The organism is Roseomonas sp. SRI_022 (genome assembly GCF_057586215.1).
Genome location: NZ_JBYCZL010000035.1, coordinates 1 through 15662, shown reverse-complemented (window position 1 = coordinate 15662; position 15662 = coordinate 1). Strand labels below are relative to the sequence as shown.

Below are 15662 nucleotides of genomic sequence, written 5' to 3'. Positions count from 1 at the left end.
TCAGCCCTCCTTCTTGTCGAGGCCGAGCTCGGCCGACAGCTTGTCGAGCTTGTCCTTGTCCTGCAGCACCTGCTCGAGGAGCCCTTCGAGCTCGTCCGAGCGGTCCACCTTGGACATCAGGTCGCGCAGCTTCGCCCGTGTCTCGAGCATCGCCTTCAGCGCCGGCACCTGCTCGGCCACCTTGGCGGGCTCGAAGTCGTCCAGGCTGTTGAACTTCAGGTTGACCGCCATCTGGCTGCCGTCGCCGGCCAGGGTGTTGTCGACCTTGATGTTCAGCCCGGGCTGGATGCGGGCCATCACGTCATTGAAGTTGTCGCGGTCGATCTGGACGAATTTGCGTTCGGCCAGCGGCTTCAGCGGCTCACTGGGATCGCCGGCGAAGTCGCCCATGATGCCCATGACGAAGGGCAGCTCGCGCTCGATCTGCGCGCCTTCCGTCTCGACCTCATAGGTGATGTGGACGCGCGGCTTCCGGACCCGCGCGAGCTTGTCATGCACGCTGCTCATCAGCATTCCTCCAAAGGGCGAGGTCCGAGGCCCATGATTACGGTGGCGGGAGACTACGCACCCAGCCCGATCCGGGTCAACGCATCCGCATCATCGCCGTGAGGCGCATCACTCCTCGGCGACGTGGATGCCGAGGGCGGTCAGCAGCATCCTCCGCACGGAGGCATCGGGCATCACCTCCGCGAGCAGTTCCGGCAGGGGCATCCGGGCGCGCCGGACCGCGTCGTCCAGGGTGAAGGCCAGCGGCGAATGCGGCTCCGTCCGGCGGAAGAAGCCCGCGATCTCCTCCAGCTGGCGGATCGCGTCTTCGCGGGTACGCATGGGCTTCGGGCCGGCAGCCACCCCGCCACCGCCCCCGGCGGGCGCATCGCCGCCGCCGCCGCCGGATGCGTCGACGGCAGCCTCCTCGGCCGTACCCGGCTCGGCCGGCGCGCCGCCGATCCGGGTCACCAGCTCGAGGATGGCCTGCAGCGCCTCGGCGACGCGGCGGGTAGACGGCGCGCTGCCGCCAAAGCGGGTGGAGACGGCGGCATCCATCGCTGTCCAGGCGGTCAGCGCCGCCCGCGCCTGCTGCCCGGCCGCCCGCAGCATCCCCACGCTCGCCCGTGCCTCGTTCTGCAGGGCGTTGAAGTCGGGCACGCCGGAATCGATGCGGGCCTGGCGACGCTCGGCATCGGCGATCGCCGCGGTCTCCTCGGCGCGCTGCCAGGTAAAGAGGTCGCCATCGGATCCGTCGGCGCGCTGGAACAGCGGGTAGCGGCGGATCGACGCCATCAGGGTGCCGTCGGCACCTTCGCCGGACAGGCCGCCGATCGGGGCGCCGCGATCCTCGATGCCGTCCTCGCTGTCGAGGGCGGGGAAGCCGTGATCCCAATACTGGTTGCACAGCCCGGTGATGACCTCGGCGGCGTCGGCCAGGCCGGGCAGGCCGTCCACGCGGACCAGCGCCTCCGCCATCCAGCAGGCGATCTCGAAATCCTTGGACCGGCCGCTGACCGCCTCGATCCCGAGCTTCTTCACATCCCGCCAGGCGGTGGCGATGGCCGCCGGATTGGCCTCCGGGTCGCCGCCATCGATCGCGCGCTCGCCGGCGCGCGCGTCGTTCCTCTGGGTGCGTATCCGCTGATAGAGCGAGGTCGGCGAATAGTCGGGACGCAGATCCTCGCCGGCCCCCTCGCCATCGGCCAGCGGTGCCAGAAGCGCCTCGATATCGAGCACACCTTCACCCATCGTTAACCCCCGTGTGATGCCCCTTACACCGAATGACGGGGGCCGATGCACGCCACGCTAGCACGCTGGACTCGTTTCGCACGCCCCCTTACCGTCCGCGTCGCGGAAGCAAAGCCGCTCCGCGAGTGCAGTTCCAGGTGAGGCAGTCCCGGCATGGTGGCGATTGATCTGAAATCCCTCGTCGGGCGCATGAACGCGCTCACGCGTCGGCAACTGGAGGCGGCGGCCGGGCTCACCCTGTCGCGCACCCATTACAATGTGGAGATCGAGCACGTCCTGCTCAAGCTGGTCGAGACCGGCGGGTCGGACGTCGCCGCGGTGCTGCGCAAGGGCGGCGTCGATGCCGGGCGCGTGGCGAACGAGATCACCCGGGCGCTCGACAAGTTCAAGACGGGCAATGCCCGCGCGCCCTCGCTGTCCCCGGACATCGTGACCTGGCTGCGCGAGGCCTGGCTGCTGACCAGCCTCGAAAGCGGGGCGCCGAAGATCCGCTCGGGGCACCTGCTCGCCGCGCTGCTGAACGATGACGCGCTCGGCCGCACGGTGAAGGACAGCGCGCCTTCCCTGCTGAACCTGCCGGCCGATGTAGTGCGGCGGAATCTCGGCGAGATGGCCGAGGGCAGCGAGGAAGCCGCCGAGGCCGGTGCCGAATCCGCCGCCGGCCCCGCCGCGGGCGGTGCGCCTGGCGGCGAGGCGCCGCGCTCGGGCGGCCCGCTCGACCAGTACTGCACGGAGCTCGTCGCCCACGCCAAGGCCGGCAAGATCGACCCGATCCTCGGCCGCGACGGGGAGATCCGCCAGATGGTGGATATCCTGACCCGGCGGCGCCAGAACAACCCGATCCTCACCGGCGAGGCCGGCGTCGGCAAGACGGCGGTGGTGGAGGGCCTCGCACTTCGCATCGCCGCCGGCGACGTGCCCGAGGCGCTGAAGGGCGTGAAGCTCTACTCGCTGGACATGGGCCTGCTGCAGGCCGGTGCGGGCGTGAAGGGCGAGTTCGAGAATCGTCTCAAAGGTGTCATCGACGCGGTGAAGTCCTCGCCGACGCCGATCGTGATGTTCATCGACGAGGCGCATACCCTGATCGGCGCCGGCGGCGCGGCGGGGCAGAACGATGCCGCCAACCTGCTGAAGCCCGCCCTGGCGCGCGGCGAGATGCGCTGTATCGCAGCCACCACCTGGGCCGAATACAAGAAGTACTTCGAGAAGGACGCCGCCCTGACCCGCCGCTTCCAGGTGGTGAAGGTCGAGGAGCCGTCCGAACCGCTCGCCAACGCCATGCTGCGCGGGCTGGTCGGCACGCTCGAGAAGCACCATGGCGTGCGCATCCTCGATGAGGCGATCACCCAGGCGGTGAAGCTGTCGGCCCGCTACATCCCGGCGCGGCAGCTGCCGGACAAGGGCGTGTCGCTGCTGGATACCGCCTGCGCCCGCGTCGGCATGTCCCAGGCGGCGATCCCCGCCCCGGTCGAGGATCGCCAGCGCCGCCTCGCCCTGATCGACACCGAACTGGGCGCCATCAAGCGCGAGGAGGCCACCGGCGCGAACCACGAAGCGCGCCGCCTCGCCCTTGAGCAGGAGCACGCGAAGGTCTCCGCCGAGCTCGAGGAGGTGATGAACCGCTGGGAGCAGGAGAAGGCGCTCGTCACCAAGATGCGCGACATCCGCCACCAGATCGAGACGGCGGCCGTGCCCATGCCTGCCCCGGAAGGCGCCGCCCCGGCCGCGGTGGACCTGGAGGCACTGAAGAAGGAACTCGGCGAGACCGCCGATGCGCTGCACAAGCTGCAAGGCGAGGAGCCGCTGGTCTTCCCGGTGGTCGATGGCCAGGCGGTGGCCGATGTCGTTGGCACCTGGACCGGCATCCCCGTGGGCCGGATGGTGTCGGACGAGATCCACACCGTCCTGAAGCTCAAGGACCACCTGATGGAGCGCGTGGTCGGCCAGGACCATGCGCTGGATGCGATCGCCCAGGCGATCCGCACCTCCCGCGCCGGGCTGACCGACCCGCGCAAGCCGATCGGCGTCTTCCTGATGGCCGGCACGTCAGGCGTCGGCAAGACGGAGACGGCGCTCGCGGTCGCCGACCTGCTCTATGGCGGCGAGCAGAACATGACGACCATCAACATGTCCGAGTTCAAGGAGGAGCATAAGGTCTCCCTCCTGATGGGCTCGCCGCCGGGTTATGTCGGCTATGGCGAAGGTGGCGTGCTGACCGAAGCGGTGCGCCGCCGCCCCTACTCCGTCATCCTGCTGGATGAGATGGAGAAGGCGCATCCCGGCGTGCAGGACGTCTTCTTCCAAGTGTTCGACAAGGGCGCGATGAAGGACGGCGAAGGCCGCGACATCGACTTCCGCAACACCGTCATCATCATGACGTCGAACGCCGGCACCGACACCATCGACAAGCTGTGCGCCGATCCCGACATGGCGCCCGAGCCCGAGGTGCTGCGCGAAAGCCTGATGCCGGACCTGCTGAAGTCGTTCAAGCCGGCCTTCCTCGGGCGCACCAACGTCGTCATCTACTATCCGCTGCCGCCCGAGATCCTGAAGAAGATCGCCGGGCTCAAGCTGCGCAGCATCGGACGTCGCCTCAAGGAGGCGTACAACGTGCCGCTACAGGTGGACGACAACGTCATTGATGCGATCGTCGAGCGCTGCAAGGAAGTCTCCTCGGGTGCGCGCAACATCGACAACATCCTCAGCCGCACGGTGCTGCCGGAGCTTTCCGCGCGCATCCTCGCGCGCCTCGCCGACGGTCATGAAATCCTTCAGGTGAAGGTGGGTCTGAACGACGATGGGTCGTTCCGATACGACGTCGATTGAGATAAGGTTCTTCGTATCAGGAGGCGACAGCGGGTCGCCTTCCGGGGGTAGGTAGGGAAAGGGACACAGCGATGCCAATTCTGATGGAATACAAGGGCATTCCGGGCGAGAGCAAGATTAAGGGCTTCGAGAAGTACATCGAGCTCACCTCGTTCGAATTCGGCCTTGGTCGCCGGATTACCTCGGGCGTGAACTCGGTCCGCGAAGGTTCCGTCGTGAACATGAGCGAGATCGTCGTGAAGAAGTCGACCGACGGCACCACGCTCAAGCTCTTCGAGCAGGCCTGCTTCGGCAAGCTGAACAACGAAGTGAAGATCTCCTTCGTGCGCACCGGTTCGGGCGACCCGCAGGAATTCCTCGGCGTCTACCTGAAGGCCACCGGCGTGTCCGGCCTGTCCTTCAAGGCCGCCGGCGGCTCGGGCGTCGACAGCCGCCCTGGCGAGACGGTGCACATGAACTTCGGTGAGATCGAAGTGAAGTACAACCCGATCGGCGACGACCTGACGGGCAGCCCCGCCTCCACGAGCTGGAAGCTGTCGTCGATGACGAAGTGATGCCGCGCCGCGCAGCGGCGTGACATCCCCGGCGGGCGCCGGACCATAAGACTGGACATGCCGTCCGGAGCCATCCGGGCGGCATATCCTTGGCGAAAGCCATCGGAGAACAGACGCCATGAGCGATGTTGCGATCTGCATGTGCTTTGACGGCGTGCGGGGCGAGTCCGGGCTTCCGCCGTCCTTTGTCCAGAAGTCGCCGGCAAGCGGCGGATGGATGAACCTGAAGGGCTGCAGCTTCTCGGCCGCGTTGCCGGCCGGCCAGACTGAGCCTTGGCAGGACTCGAGCGCGCTGGACGTCACGGAAATCACCGTCACCAAGCTCGCGGATGCGTCCTCCACCGGCTTGTACCGCGACGCGCTGTTCGGCGGCTTCGACAGCAACGTCGTCATCGTCTTCCTGCGGACCGGAACCGCCCAGCCTCAGCAATACCTGCGCCTGGAGCTCCTGGGTTGCGGCATTGCCGGCTTCACCACGATATCGACGGGGTCCGACCGGCCGCTCGAGAGCTTCAGCATCCGGTACACGCGCATGGACATCACGTCGTGGGCCTTCGAAAGAAGCGGCGCCTCGACGGCGCGGGCGACCGCCACCATCGCCAACTCGCTCTGAGAGGGGAGCCGTCATGGCAGTCCAGCAATCCGGCTCCGGTGGCGACAGCACCCTTTTCCAGGTGCCGGGCATCATCGGCGAGGCGAGGGCCCCCGACCATATTGGCTGGCTGACGCTGGCCGGCTTCGAATGGGGCGGTACGCGCGTCGCGCGCAACACTTCGCAGTCTTCTTCCAGCGGCGCACGGGCCTGGGCACCACAGCTCCGCTCCGTGAAGTTGAAACGCATCTCGGATGCGAACAGCGCCCTGTTCTGGAAGAACATGGTGGACCGAAGCATCTTCCCAGAGGTCAAGATCACCTGGCTGCGCACCGGCACGACCCGGCCGATCCCCTATTTCGGAATCACGCTGGAGAGTGCCCACGTCCTACGGATCTCGGAATCGTCCGAGGGGGACCGGCCGCACGAGATCATCGAAATGAAGTATGAGGTGGTCACGGTTGGCGTGAGCAATGTCGGCAACACGCTGTCCGGCTCGCAGGACCTCGTACGATACTCCGTGCCGGAGCACTCGGGCGGCTAGGGCCGCTTACCCTCGCGCCGGATCGGCACCGGCCCGCCTTGGGCGGAATTCGGGCGCGTGGCGATGCCCGGTCCGGCAGCACGGGAGCGCAACCGCCATCGAGCCAAGCGCTTGAACGGCCGCGGGGCCTGACCAGGCGCAAATCATCCGGTCGGGCGAGGATTTCCCCAAGGACACGAGGCAAGCGACGGCGCCGCGATCCGGCGCGCGCAGGCCAATGGCTCCGCCGGCGTCACGCCAGGCAATCCACCCCGATCGCGCTGACATTGTCGCGGGCACCGCGGCTGACCGCCTCGTTGATGATCGCCTGCACATCGGCGCCCCCGCCGAGCATGGCCGCGATCTCCGCCTCCGCCATCGTCTTGAACAGGCCATCGGTGCACAGCAGGAAGCGGTCGCCCTCGATCATGCGGCCGGACACCTTGTCGAGTTCCAGTTCGCCATGCGCCCCGATCGCGCGGGTGATGACATTGGCCTGCGGATGGCTCTCGGCCTCCTCCTCGCGCAGCGTGCCCTGGTCCACCAGTTCCTGCACCAGGCTGTGGTCCTTGGTGACGCGCGAGAGCGTGCCCTGCCGCAGCAGATAGGCGCGCGAATCGCCGGCCCAGAGCATCGCGAAATGCTCCCCGCGCGCGAGCATGACGACGACCGTCGAGGCAAGGATCCGACCCGGCCCGCGCCGCGCCGCTTCCTCCTGCAGTTCCTGGTGCACGGCGGTCAGGCGCAGGCGCACCTGCGCCATCAATTCCGCCGCCGCCAGGCCCGCCGGGATCACGCCCATCGCCGCGACGATGGCGTTGGATGCGACGTCGCCCGCGCCATGCCCGCCGGCACCATCAGCCACCACCCACAACCCGATATCGGATCGATCGAGCAGCGCATCCTCATTGCGCGGACGCACCGCGCCGGGATGGGTCGCAGCCATTGAGGCAAGGCGCCAGGTCATGCGTCGGCTTCCAATAGGCTGGCGAAATCGGCCGCCGGCAGCAGGGCTGGCAGCGACCGGATGGAGGGTGGCAGGCGGCCGCCACCGCCCGTCCACCAGCCACCGCCCGGCGGCGGTTCGGGTGCGGCGGCCGACGGCAAGGGCGTGGGCATGGCGGCAAGCGGCAGTGAGGCGAGTTCCGCGAGGATCGGCGTAGCCGCCAGCGGCTCCATCGCCGGCGCGACATCCTCGGCGGGCAGGCGCGGCGGCGCATCACCGGCGGCGATCAGCGCCGCCAGTGGATCGCTCTCCACGGCCAGGCCGGCCTGCGTGGCCGCCGGTGCCGCATCGCCTTCGCCAAGCAGGAAGGCGAGCGTGCCGTCGGACGGCGCGGGTGCCGGCGGATCGGGCGTCGCCATGTGGGGCGGCGGGGCGCTGCCGGGCATCTCGGGAAGCGTCGCCGCCTCGGCCGCCGGCACGGCGCGGCTGAAGATGTCGAGCAGGTCGCCCGGCGGCGCCGCGGGCGCGTCGCTTACCGGCGGCGACGCGTCACCACCGGCGAACAGGTCGAGCACATTGCCCGCTGCGACCGACAGGTCGCCCTCCGATCCATCGACGGACTCGGCCAGCGCAACTCCCTGGCTCTCACCGAGGCTGTCGCGCAGATCGGCCACGGGCGACATCGCGTCATCCTCAGGCGCCGCGGCGAAGGGCAGCGGCGGCGGATCAGCGGGTTCGGCAGGGCTCCACCCGGATGGCGGGGGCGCCGGCTCGGCTTCCGGTGGCTCGGCACCGGGCAGCGGGATCGCGGCGGCCAGGGCATCCGCGTCGGCCTGCCCGGCCCGTCCCGCCAGGGCCGCGGCCTCCAGCGCCGCGAACCAGGCCCGGCTCGGTGTCGGCTCCCCAAGCGGCAACAGCACCGCCAGCGTGATGGGGAAGCGCCGGCCGACCATGTCCTCGCTTGGCAGCAGGACGCCGGCCACGGCGTCCGGCCCGCAGGCCCCGGCCGGAAGCGCGAAGCGCCAGGGTGGCGCGCCGTCCCAGACCGCTGCCCAACGATCGCCCAGCCGTTCGCGCGCCGTCGCCATCCCATCCTGCAGCCAGGAATCCCAAGGCCCGACGAAGGTCGTCGGCAGGCCACGGCGCACGAAATCCCCGTGCGCCGGCACCTTGCCGAACAGACCCGTCAGGGGGAGAGCGTCGGGCATCGGAACTCCGTCAGCTCGCGCAGGCCGAATGGGTGCTGCGTGCTGCCGGCGCGCAGCTCGAAGTCGATGACGCGATCCCCCTGCGTCACGCGCAGCCGCAGCCTTTCGCGTGCCGGCGTCGTGGTCAGGGTGGATCCGCGCCGCATCACCAGCCGCAGCGCCGACCAGGCACCGTCGAAGGCGAGCGGCCCGGCGAGCGAGGGCGGATCGAAGGTCAGCGTCATGTTGCCGCGCGCCGGCCAGGACATGGGGATTGGCCGGAACGACGCGGTGCGTGTGATCTCAGTCTTCGCGCCCTCGAACTCCAGCGTCGCCATCTGCGTGCCGGCGTCCATGTTCTGCGGCACCAGTTCGAAGCGCAGGCCGATCGAGGCGACGCCGGGGAAGAAGGCGTCGCGGATCGCCCGTGCCCGCTGGAACTGCATCAGGTCTGCCGCGGAGATCGGCGGCGGCAGGCCGTCGGTCGCCACCGGCCGCCAGGGCAGGCTGGTGATGTCGGCATATTGCCGGACATTCTGCGTGAAGAACTGGTCGAACACCCCGCCGGGCCCGAACAGGCGGATGAAGTCATCCACCGGCAGGTCCTGGCCATTGATGTTGAACGGGAAGCGCTGGTCGAGCCCACGGCAGAAGGGTGCGATCTGCTGCGCGCCAGCAGCCGCGAGCGCGGCCTTGGCCCCGCCGCCGCGCGCCGCGGCGGATGCTGTGACCATGCCGTTCAGCCAGCGCTGCAACGGCTGCGGCTGGCGCACCGCCTCGGCCTGCAGCCGCTGCCCGGGGTCGAGGCCGACACTCGGCGGCGGCAGCGTGCCGGGCGGCGTGCTGGCCAGGCGCTGCACCTGCACGAACAGCTCGTTCACGATGCGCAGCACGTCGTCCAGCGGCTGGCCGGCGGCCGCGCGGATCGCCTCGAAGCGCGGTTCCACCACATCGGCGACAGGTTCGGCGCCGGTCGGTTCGGGCGGCTGCGCCGGCTGGCCGGGCTGCGGCGCGCTGCGCGGCTGGGCGCCCGGTCGCGTCCAGCCCTGCGGCGGCGTGCCGACCGTCAATTGCCGCGCGATGCCGCGCAGCAGATCCTTGATGGGCGAGTTCGGCGCACCGAGGATGTTCAGCGCCTCGGCCTGCTGGGCCAGTGCGGGCGGCAGCGGCACGAGGTTCAGGTCCTCGAGGATCGCCTGCCACTGCTTCACATATTCCTCGGCGTAGAGCCGCAGCACCGACTGTTCCAACTGCACCGGATCGTCGGTGCCGAGATTGGCCCCTTCCGGCCCGAGCACCCAGTATTCCGCGACACCCTGGCGCACCGCCTGGCCGAGCACCGGCAGCAGGCCGCGATAGAGGCCATCGATGGTGTAGAGGCCGGGAATGCCCTCGGTCAGCGGCTGACCGGAGGCACGCACGAAATAGCGCTGCCCCGACTGTCCCAGCGCATCCGCCGGCCGCCAGGGCTGGACGTTCTGCCCCGCCGTCGCCGCGATGGTCTGCAGGCGCGAGAAGACGCGCTGCGCGAGCGGCAGGCGGGAGAAGACGCGCCGCGCCTGGTCCACCAGCGCGCCATCCACCGGATAGCGCTGGAAATTGCGCGCCAGCGTCGCATCCAGGTGGCCCATCAGCGCATCGCGCACCGGCTGGTTCACCGCGCCTGGGAAAGCGCGCTGCCAGTCGCGGGCGAACCAGGACCGCACCACCTCGATATCGAGCGGCCCTTCCTGGCCCAGCATCAGATAGGCGCGGGTCGCCTCATAGAGTTCGTCCGGCCGCTGGAAGGCGCCGCGCATCACCAGTTCCATCCGCGCCAGCAGCCGCGGTAGGAAGGAGCGGTCGAGCGCGCGGCGATAGGCCGCATTGGCGCCGGCTTCGAGCTTCTCGCCCTGGCTCAGCCCGAAGATCGGGCCTTCGCCGCGCGCGGCCGGCGGCAGGTCCCGCGCCGCGTCGAGATAGGGAAGGATGCGGCGGAACTCGGACTCGGTGATGCGATCGAAGGGCAGGCCCTGCGCAGCCGCCTCGGCCTTGCCGATCTGCTCGGCGAGGCGCTGCGCGCGCGCCTGTTCCTTCGCCCAGGCCGTGTAGCCGAACAGGCCGCCGCCCGCGATCACCAGCGCGGCGATCGACCAGGCGGCGATGGCGACGACGCGCCGCCGCTTGTCCGCCTTGCGGTCGTTCGACGCCAGCCGCGCCTCGTTGAACACCACATCCTTCAGCAGCCGCGTGATGAAGTAGGCGCGGCCCTTCTGCTGCATCACTGCCGCCGGGCGGCGCGGATCGAAGCCGAAGGACCGCGACAGCGCGCCGGCCAGCCGGTCGAGCGGGCTGCCTTCCTGCGTGCCGGAGGTGAAGTAGACACCGCGCAGCATCGGTGCGGGATCAAGCCGCGTGCCGCCGAAGGCGGCCGCGATGAAGGCGCCAAGCGGGGCTTCCATCGAGGCGAACTGCGCCGGGAAGCCCTCCAGCGCGGCGCGCTGCTGCGGCCCGCGTTCATTCTGCAGACGCTCCAGCACGCGGTCCTGCAGACGGCCGAGCAGCGCCTGGAATTCCTCGCCGAACTTCGCGGCATGGCCGGCCTCGCCCCCGCCCTCGACCGGGAAGGTGAAGCCCCAAACCTGCTCGCGCGCCGTCTTGTCGAGGTCGTCGAAGAACTCCATGAAGCCGGCGAGAAGGTCGGTCTTGCTGATCATGAAGTAGATCGGCAGCCGCTGGCCGAGCTTGTCCTCCAGCTCCTTGATGCGCCGGCGCACGGTGCGCGCGTGTTGCTCGCGCTCGGCGGGACCGAGACGGGAGATCATGTCCACGCCGAAGGTCACCAGCACGCCATTCAGCGGCAGGCGCGGCCGGTTCTTCTTCAGCAGGCCGAGGAAGCGTTCCCACCCCGCCTTGTCGGCCGCGGCATCCGAATCCTGCGTCGTGTAGCGCCCGGCCGTGTCGATCAGCACGGCGGTGTCGGTCAGCCACCATTCGCAGAAGCGCGTGCCGCCCACGCCCTGCAGCTTGCCGCCGTCGCTCAGCGGGAAGTCGAGCCCGGAATTCGCCAGCGCCGTCGTCTTGCCCGAACCGGGCGGGCCGATGATGACGTACCAAGGCTGGTCGTAGAGGAAGGCGCCCTTCTTGCCGGATGCGGATTTCAGGCGGTCGAGCGCAGCGGTCAGCCGCTCGCGCATCTCGCTTTCTTCTTCCGCGGCACGGTCGGCGCCGGGATCGGGTGCTGCGATGCCCGCCACCAGCAGCAAGTCGCGGCGCGACTTGCGCCGTTCCATCACCCAGATCACCGCCAGGGAGATGACGAACAGGACCGCACAGAGAATCATGCGGTTGGTCTCGCTCTCGAGCGGGCGAACACCGCCGAGATCGATCATCGGGCCGAACAGGTAGACGATCGGCATCAACAGCACGACGGCCAGCAGCGCCGCGATCGCACGCCCTTTGAGGAAGGGCTGGAAGACGGTCAGGATCTCCATGGTCAGTTCGTACCCCTCAGCAGGACCACTTCGATGCGCCGGTTCTCCTCCCGGCCGTCGGCAGTCCTGTTGTCGGCAATCGGTTCCGCATCGGCGCGGCCTTCATAGGTGAAGCGGCCGGGATCGCCCGTCGCGCCGGCGATGATGGCGGCGGCTGCCTCGGCCCGCGCGGCGGACAGGTGGAAGTTGGACGGGAAGCGCACCGTGCGGATCGGCTGGTTGTCGGAATGGCCGAGCACCTGCACGCGTCCCGGTTCGGTCCTCAAGCCCTGACCGATGCGCTGAAGCATCGGGATGAAGCGCTGCTCGACGGTCGCGGAACCCGAGGCGAACATGCCGCGCCCCTTGATGCGCACCGTCACCGAACGCCCGTCGCCGAACACGGTCAGCAGGCCCTGGTCGATCTCGGGCTTGAGGAATTCGCGCAGCGTCAGCAGGAAGTCCGGCGGCGGCGGTGCTACGGTGCGCGGCGGCGGTGGCGGCGGCGCGGGCGGGCGCGGCGGGTCCACCCGCTCGATGGTCGGCAGTGCGCCCGGCGGCAGCGCCGCGAGGCGTTCATAGAGCCCGTCCGAGCCCTCGTTCATCGCATTGGCAAGCCACGCATAGCCCATGCCGAGCGCGAAGACGGCGACGCAGGCAGCGACCCAGGCCGGGATGCCGCGGCGCGGTCCGCGATGCGGCGCATCCACGCCCTTCCAATGCGGCGAGAGCTCGCGCTCCCAGGGTGGCCGCACCTGCGTCAGCAGCTGGTAGAGCCCGGTGCGGATCTGGTCGAGTTCCGACGCCCCGCGCGGCGACAGGCGGTACCGCCCCTGGAAGCCCATCGACAGGCAGAGGTAAGTGACCTCCAGCGCATCCTTCCAGCGCCCGGGATCCTTCTGCATGCCGGCGAGCACGTCGAAGAAGCGATCGCCCGACTTCACTTCCTGATGGAAGGTCGCGACGAGGGACTGCACCGACCACACGCTGCCCTGCCCCCAATTGTAGGACAGCACCACGTCGTCGAGGCTGGCGCAGAGGATGTAGTGCGCGGCGCGCACCTGCTCGGCGCTGACGCCGACGTCGCGGGCATCGACCTCGAACTGGCGGAAGGCGCGCAGCGCGCGTTCGCGCAATTCCTCGCCCTGCGGCGGCGCGGTCATGCCGGCATTGGCGAGCCGCCCCAGCAGGTCAAGCAGCGGCTGCGCCGCGGCGGCAAGCGCGCCGATGCCGGTCTTGGGCAGCGCATCTGCCTCACCCGCCAGGCGCGGGGCGGATTCGGCTCGGCCGCCGCCTTGACCCGCGGCCCCCGGCAGGCCGGGCATCCCGCCAACCGGGCCGGCCGGTGCACCGAAACCCGGCTGCGGCTGGGCGGGCCGGGGCGGCGGCGCGGCGCCGCCGGGCCCCCGCACGACCGTCCGGTCGCTGTCATTGGGTTCGGCGAAGGGATTGTCGCTCATCGCGCGGCGTCCTTCGGGTCAGTGCCAGGCAGGCAGGGGCTCAGCCCCTGATCGCCCAGAGTTCCATCTTGAGGTTCGGGAAATCGCCGGAGACGTGGATGGCGAAGGCCCCGGAATTCTGCATCTGCGCCCAATGCGGGCTGCCGCGGTCGAGTTCGAAATAGACCGCGGCCGAATGGAACGGGATCTGGCGGGGTGCGACCGGCAGCGGGCGCACCTGGATGCCGGGCAGCGCGACGTTGACCAGTTCGCGGATATGCTCGACTGCGCCGATCTTCACCTGGTTCGGGAAGACGCGACGCAGTTGCTCGGATGGCAGGTCCGCCTGCACCGTCAGCACGAACTGGCTGGCGCGCAGCAGGTTGCGATCGACGATCGGGCCGACGCGCACGCCGAACTGGCGTTCCTGCAGCGGGATCGAGACGGCATTCGTCTCCAGCACCATCGACAGCGACCGGCGCAGATCCGCGACGACCGGCGCGAAGGACCGCTGCAGATCCTCATGCCGATAGGCCGGGTAGGTCGCAGCCATCCGCTTCGGGTCGGTGAAGGTGGCGAGCTCGCCGGCAAGCTGCACCAGCGCGGCATAGAGCGATTCCGGGTGGACGTTGCCCGCATCGGCCCAATGCGCCAGCAGCGGCTGCCAGCGATTCACCGCCTGCAGCAGCAGGAAGTCCGCGACCTCGGCAACGCCGCGCGCGCCGGGCTGCGACAGTCGCGCGCCAAGGGCTTCCGCGCGCTGGCCGAGCATGCCGACCAGCTCGCCCACCAGGTTCCCCAACGGCGGCGTGGCGGAGACGCGCAGGCAGGGCGGGATGAAGCGGTCATCGACGACGACGCGGCGATCGGCCTGCACTTCCACCACGCGCGTCAGGCCGATGGTGGAAAAGCCCGCGCGTTCCTCCGTCTCCAGCATGAAGCGCAGGCGCGGGCGGCCGACCTGCAGTTCACCGGGCACGGTCGCATCGGAATGGGTGTCGAAGGCCTCGAAGCTGCGCATGCCGTAGCGGGCATTCGCCATGTCCGGACCTTCGGAGAAGGCGATCTCGGGGCTGCCGGGCTGGCGCACCGGAAGTGCGAGGTAGACCACGCAGTTGCGCGTGCCTTCCGGCAGGTCGAGCGGCGTCGGCTGGTCGGCATGGCCGGGCACGGAGAAGGCGGTGCCGTCCTCCATGATGCCGGTTGCCGAGGCGATGGCGAATTTCCCCGCCGCCAGCAGGTCACGGTCGAGCGAGAGTTCCGTGATGCCCCAGGGATGCGGCCGCAGCGGCGCGGCGCGCGCCTGCAGCATCCATTCGAAATGCCGGTCCTGCTGCTGAAAATGCTGCGCACGGAGGAACATGCCCTCCTGCCAGACCACCTTGTCGTGCCACAGCATCCGCGCCCTGCCCCCTTGTGCCCCGGCCTATCCGTCGCGCCGCGACGCCTGTTCGTAGGCGCGCGCGAATTCCTTGCCGAAGGCGCTGTCGAAATCGTCGTCGAACTGTTCGGTCACCTGTTGGTGAAGACGCTTGTAGGCGTCCCACAGCCGCTTGTCCTTGCTGGCGAAGAGCCCGCCGCCGCCCTGGTCCACGCCCTCGATGCCCTCGGGCGCCAGCCGCGCCAGCAATGCGCGTGCGGCGGCCTGGGTCGCGGCCAGCGTCGCGACCTGGTGGGCGGTCAGGTCCTCGACCGTCTCGCGCACCGCGCGCGGGCCGGCCTGCGGCCCGGCGGTCAGCAGCGAGGCCAGCGCCTGTTCGTCCGAGGCGGCGAACTTCACCGGATTGTTGCCGGCGGATCGCAGCATGGTCTGCTCGATGCGGAATTCGCGCTTCACGTCAGCGCGGGCGATCAGCAACTGCCGCAGCCCCGACACCGCCGCGTGGAAAGCGGCCCCGAGCGCTCGCAGCGCGGCTTCCGGGTCGGCATTCGCGGCGGCGCTCGGCGGCAGCCCCGCTCCGGCGAGGAAGGCCGCGAGGCCGGCATCCGTCCCGCCCGCCGAGGTCGCCGCAACCGGGCGCGGCGCCGGCGGTGGTTCGTGGACCGGCGGAGGAGGTGGTGGCGGCGCAGCGGCACGCGGCGGCTCCGCGAAGGGATCGGCGTGCTGGCCGGCGGGCGCGGGTGCTGGCTGCGGCGCTGCGTATGCTGCGGGCGCTGCCACAGACGCTGCGAAGGGATCGGGCGCGGCCGCGGGCGGCGCCGCGAAGGCAGCGGGCGCGGCGAAAGGGTCCGGGCCAGCCGGGCGCTGCGATGGCGCCGCGAAAGGATCGGGACCCGCCGGATGCGGGGCCGGCGGTGGTGCCGCGAAGGGATCGGGACCCGCCGGGCGTGCCGGTGGCGTTGCCGCGAAAGGATCGGAACCGGCGGGATGGGCCGGCGGCGGCGCCGCAAACGGATCAGGCCCGG

12 protein-coding genes are annotated in these 15662 nt (G+C 70.0%); 4 read left to right on the top strand and 8 right to left on the bottom strand.

Features of this window, described 5'->3' with window-relative positions; genetic code table 11:
• Entirely contained in the window at positions 1-507 is a 507-nt protein-coding gene (tssB, locus tag AC2YHJ_RS24630; RefSeq protein WP_487398829.1) for a type VI secretion system contractile sheath small subunit, read from the bottom strand.
• Positions 508-615: 108 nt separating this feature from the next.
• Entirely contained in the window at positions 616-1737 is a 1122-nt protein-coding gene (gene tssA, locus AC2YHJ_RS24625; RefSeq protein ID WP_487398828.1) for a type VI secretion system protein TssA, read from the bottom strand.
• Between the two features lie 153 nt (positions 1738-1890).
• On the opposite strand from tssA, the gene tssH reads away from it, so the two are divergent.
• The 4 genes from tssH (at position 1891) to AC2YHJ_RS24605 (ending at position 6253) form a co-directional block, all read left to right on the top strand.
• On the top strand, positions 1891-4563 hold the full coding sequence (gene tssH, locus AC2YHJ_RS24620) for a type VI secretion system ATPase TssH (protein ID WP_487398827.1): 2673 nt from the start codon (positions 1891-1893) through the stop codon (positions 4561-4563).
• A 71-nt stretch (positions 4564-4634) separates the two neighbouring features.
• Positions 4635-5117: an Hcp family type VI secretion system effector gene (locus AC2YHJ_RS24615; RefSeq protein ID WP_487398826.1), complete on the top strand. Its 483-nt coding sequence runs from the start codon at positions 4635-4637 to the stop codon at positions 5115-5117.
• A gap of 118 nt (positions 5118-5235) precedes the next feature.
• Positions 5236-5730 carry a type VI secretion system tube protein Hcp gene (locus AC2YHJ_RS24610; protein WP_487398825.1) on the top strand — a complete coding sequence of 165 codons (495 nt, stop codon included), beginning with the start codon at positions 5236-5238 and terminating at the stop codon, positions 5728-5730.
• A gap of 13 nt (positions 5731-5743) precedes the next feature.
• Positions 5744-6253, top strand: a complete 510-nt coding sequence (locus AC2YHJ_RS24605) for a type VI secretion system tube protein Hcp (protein WP_487398824.1) — start codon at positions 5744-5746, stop codon at positions 6251-6253.
• Between the two features lie 232 nt (positions 6254-6485).
• On the opposite strand, the gene AC2YHJ_RS24600 is transcribed toward AC2YHJ_RS24605, so the two are convergent.
• From AC2YHJ_RS24600 to tagH, 6 genes are all read right to left on the bottom strand, one after another.
• Entirely contained in the window at positions 6486-7199 is a 714-nt protein-coding gene (locus tag AC2YHJ_RS24600) for a PP2C family protein-serine/threonine phosphatase (protein WP_487398823.1), read from the bottom strand.
• Positions 7196-8386: a type VI secretion system-associated protein TagF gene (gene tagF / locus AC2YHJ_RS24595; protein WP_487398822.1), complete on the bottom strand. Its 1191-nt coding sequence runs from the start codon at positions 8384-8386 to the stop codon at positions 7196-7198. Before tagF ends, AC2YHJ_RS24600 begins: the two co-directional genes overlap by 4 nt.
• Entirely contained in the window at positions 8365-11838 is a 3474-nt protein-coding gene (gene tssM / locus AC2YHJ_RS24590; RefSeq protein WP_487398821.1) for a type VI secretion system membrane subunit TssM, read from the bottom strand. The genes tagF and tssM overlap by 22 nt, the downstream gene beginning before the upstream one ends.
• 2 nt (positions 11839-11840) lie before the next feature.
• The gene (tssL, locus tag AC2YHJ_RS24585) at positions 11841-13277 is read right to left on the bottom strand and encodes a type VI secretion system protein TssL, long form (RefSeq protein WP_487398820.1); all 1437 of its coding nucleotides are present in this window, start codon (positions 13275-13277) and stop codon (positions 11841-11843) included.
• Positions 13278-13317: 40 nt separating this feature from the next.
• Positions 13318-14655: a type VI secretion system baseplate subunit TssK gene (gene tssK, locus AC2YHJ_RS24580; RefSeq protein ID WP_487398819.1), complete on the bottom strand. Its 1338-nt coding sequence runs from the start codon at positions 14653-14655 to the stop codon at positions 13318-13320.
• A gap of 27 nt (positions 14656-14682) precedes the next feature.
• Positions 14683-15662: type VI secretion system-associated FHA domain protein TagH (tagH, locus tag AC2YHJ_RS24575; RefSeq protein WP_487398818.1), on the bottom strand; the 980-nt coding region annotated here is incomplete at its 5' end.

Excerpts from the sequence above, each read along its gene's own strand:
- tssM (WP_487398821.1), bottom strand. The coding sequence starts at position 11,838 with ATGGAGATCCTGACCGTCTTCCAGCCCTTCCTCAAAGGGCGTGCGATC.
- tssB (WP_487398829.1), bottom strand. The coding sequence starts at position 507 with ATGAGCAGCGTGCATGACAAGCTCGCGCGGGTCCGGAAGCCGCGCGTC.
- tagF (WP_487398822.1), bottom strand. The coding sequence starts at position 8,386 with ATGCCCGACGCTCTCCCCCTGACGGGTCTGTTCGGCAAGGTGCCGGCG.
- AC2YHJ_RS24600 (WP_487398823.1), bottom strand. The coding sequence starts at position 7,199 with ATGACCTGGCGCCTTGCCTCAATGGCTGCGACCCATCCCGGCGCGGTG.
- tssL (WP_487398820.1), bottom strand. The coding sequence starts at position 13,277 with ATGAGCGACAATCCCTTCGCCGAACCCAATGACAGCGACCGGACGGTC.
- AC2YHJ_RS24610 (WP_487398825.1), top strand. The coding sequence starts at position 5,236 with ATGAGCGATGTTGCGATCTGCATGTGCTTTGACGGCGTGCGGGGCGAG.
- AC2YHJ_RS24615 (WP_487398826.1), top strand. The coding sequence starts at position 4,635 with ATGCCAATTCTGATGGAATACAAGGGCATTCCGGGCGAGAGCAAGATT.
- tssK (WP_487398819.1), bottom strand. The coding sequence starts at position 14,655 with ATGCTGTGGCACGACAAGGTGGTCTGGCAGGAGGGCATGTTCCTCCGT.
- tssA (WP_487398828.1), bottom strand. The coding sequence starts at position 1,737 with ATGGGTGAAGGTGTGCTCGATATCGAGGCGCTTCTGGCACCGCTGGCC.
- AC2YHJ_RS24605 (WP_487398824.1), top strand. The coding sequence starts at position 5,744 with ATGGCAGTCCAGCAATCCGGCTCCGGTGGCGACAGCACCCTTTTCCAG.
- tssH (WP_487398827.1), top strand. The coding sequence starts at position 1,891 with ATGGTGGCGATTGATCTGAAATCCCTCGTCGGGCGCATGAACGCGCTC.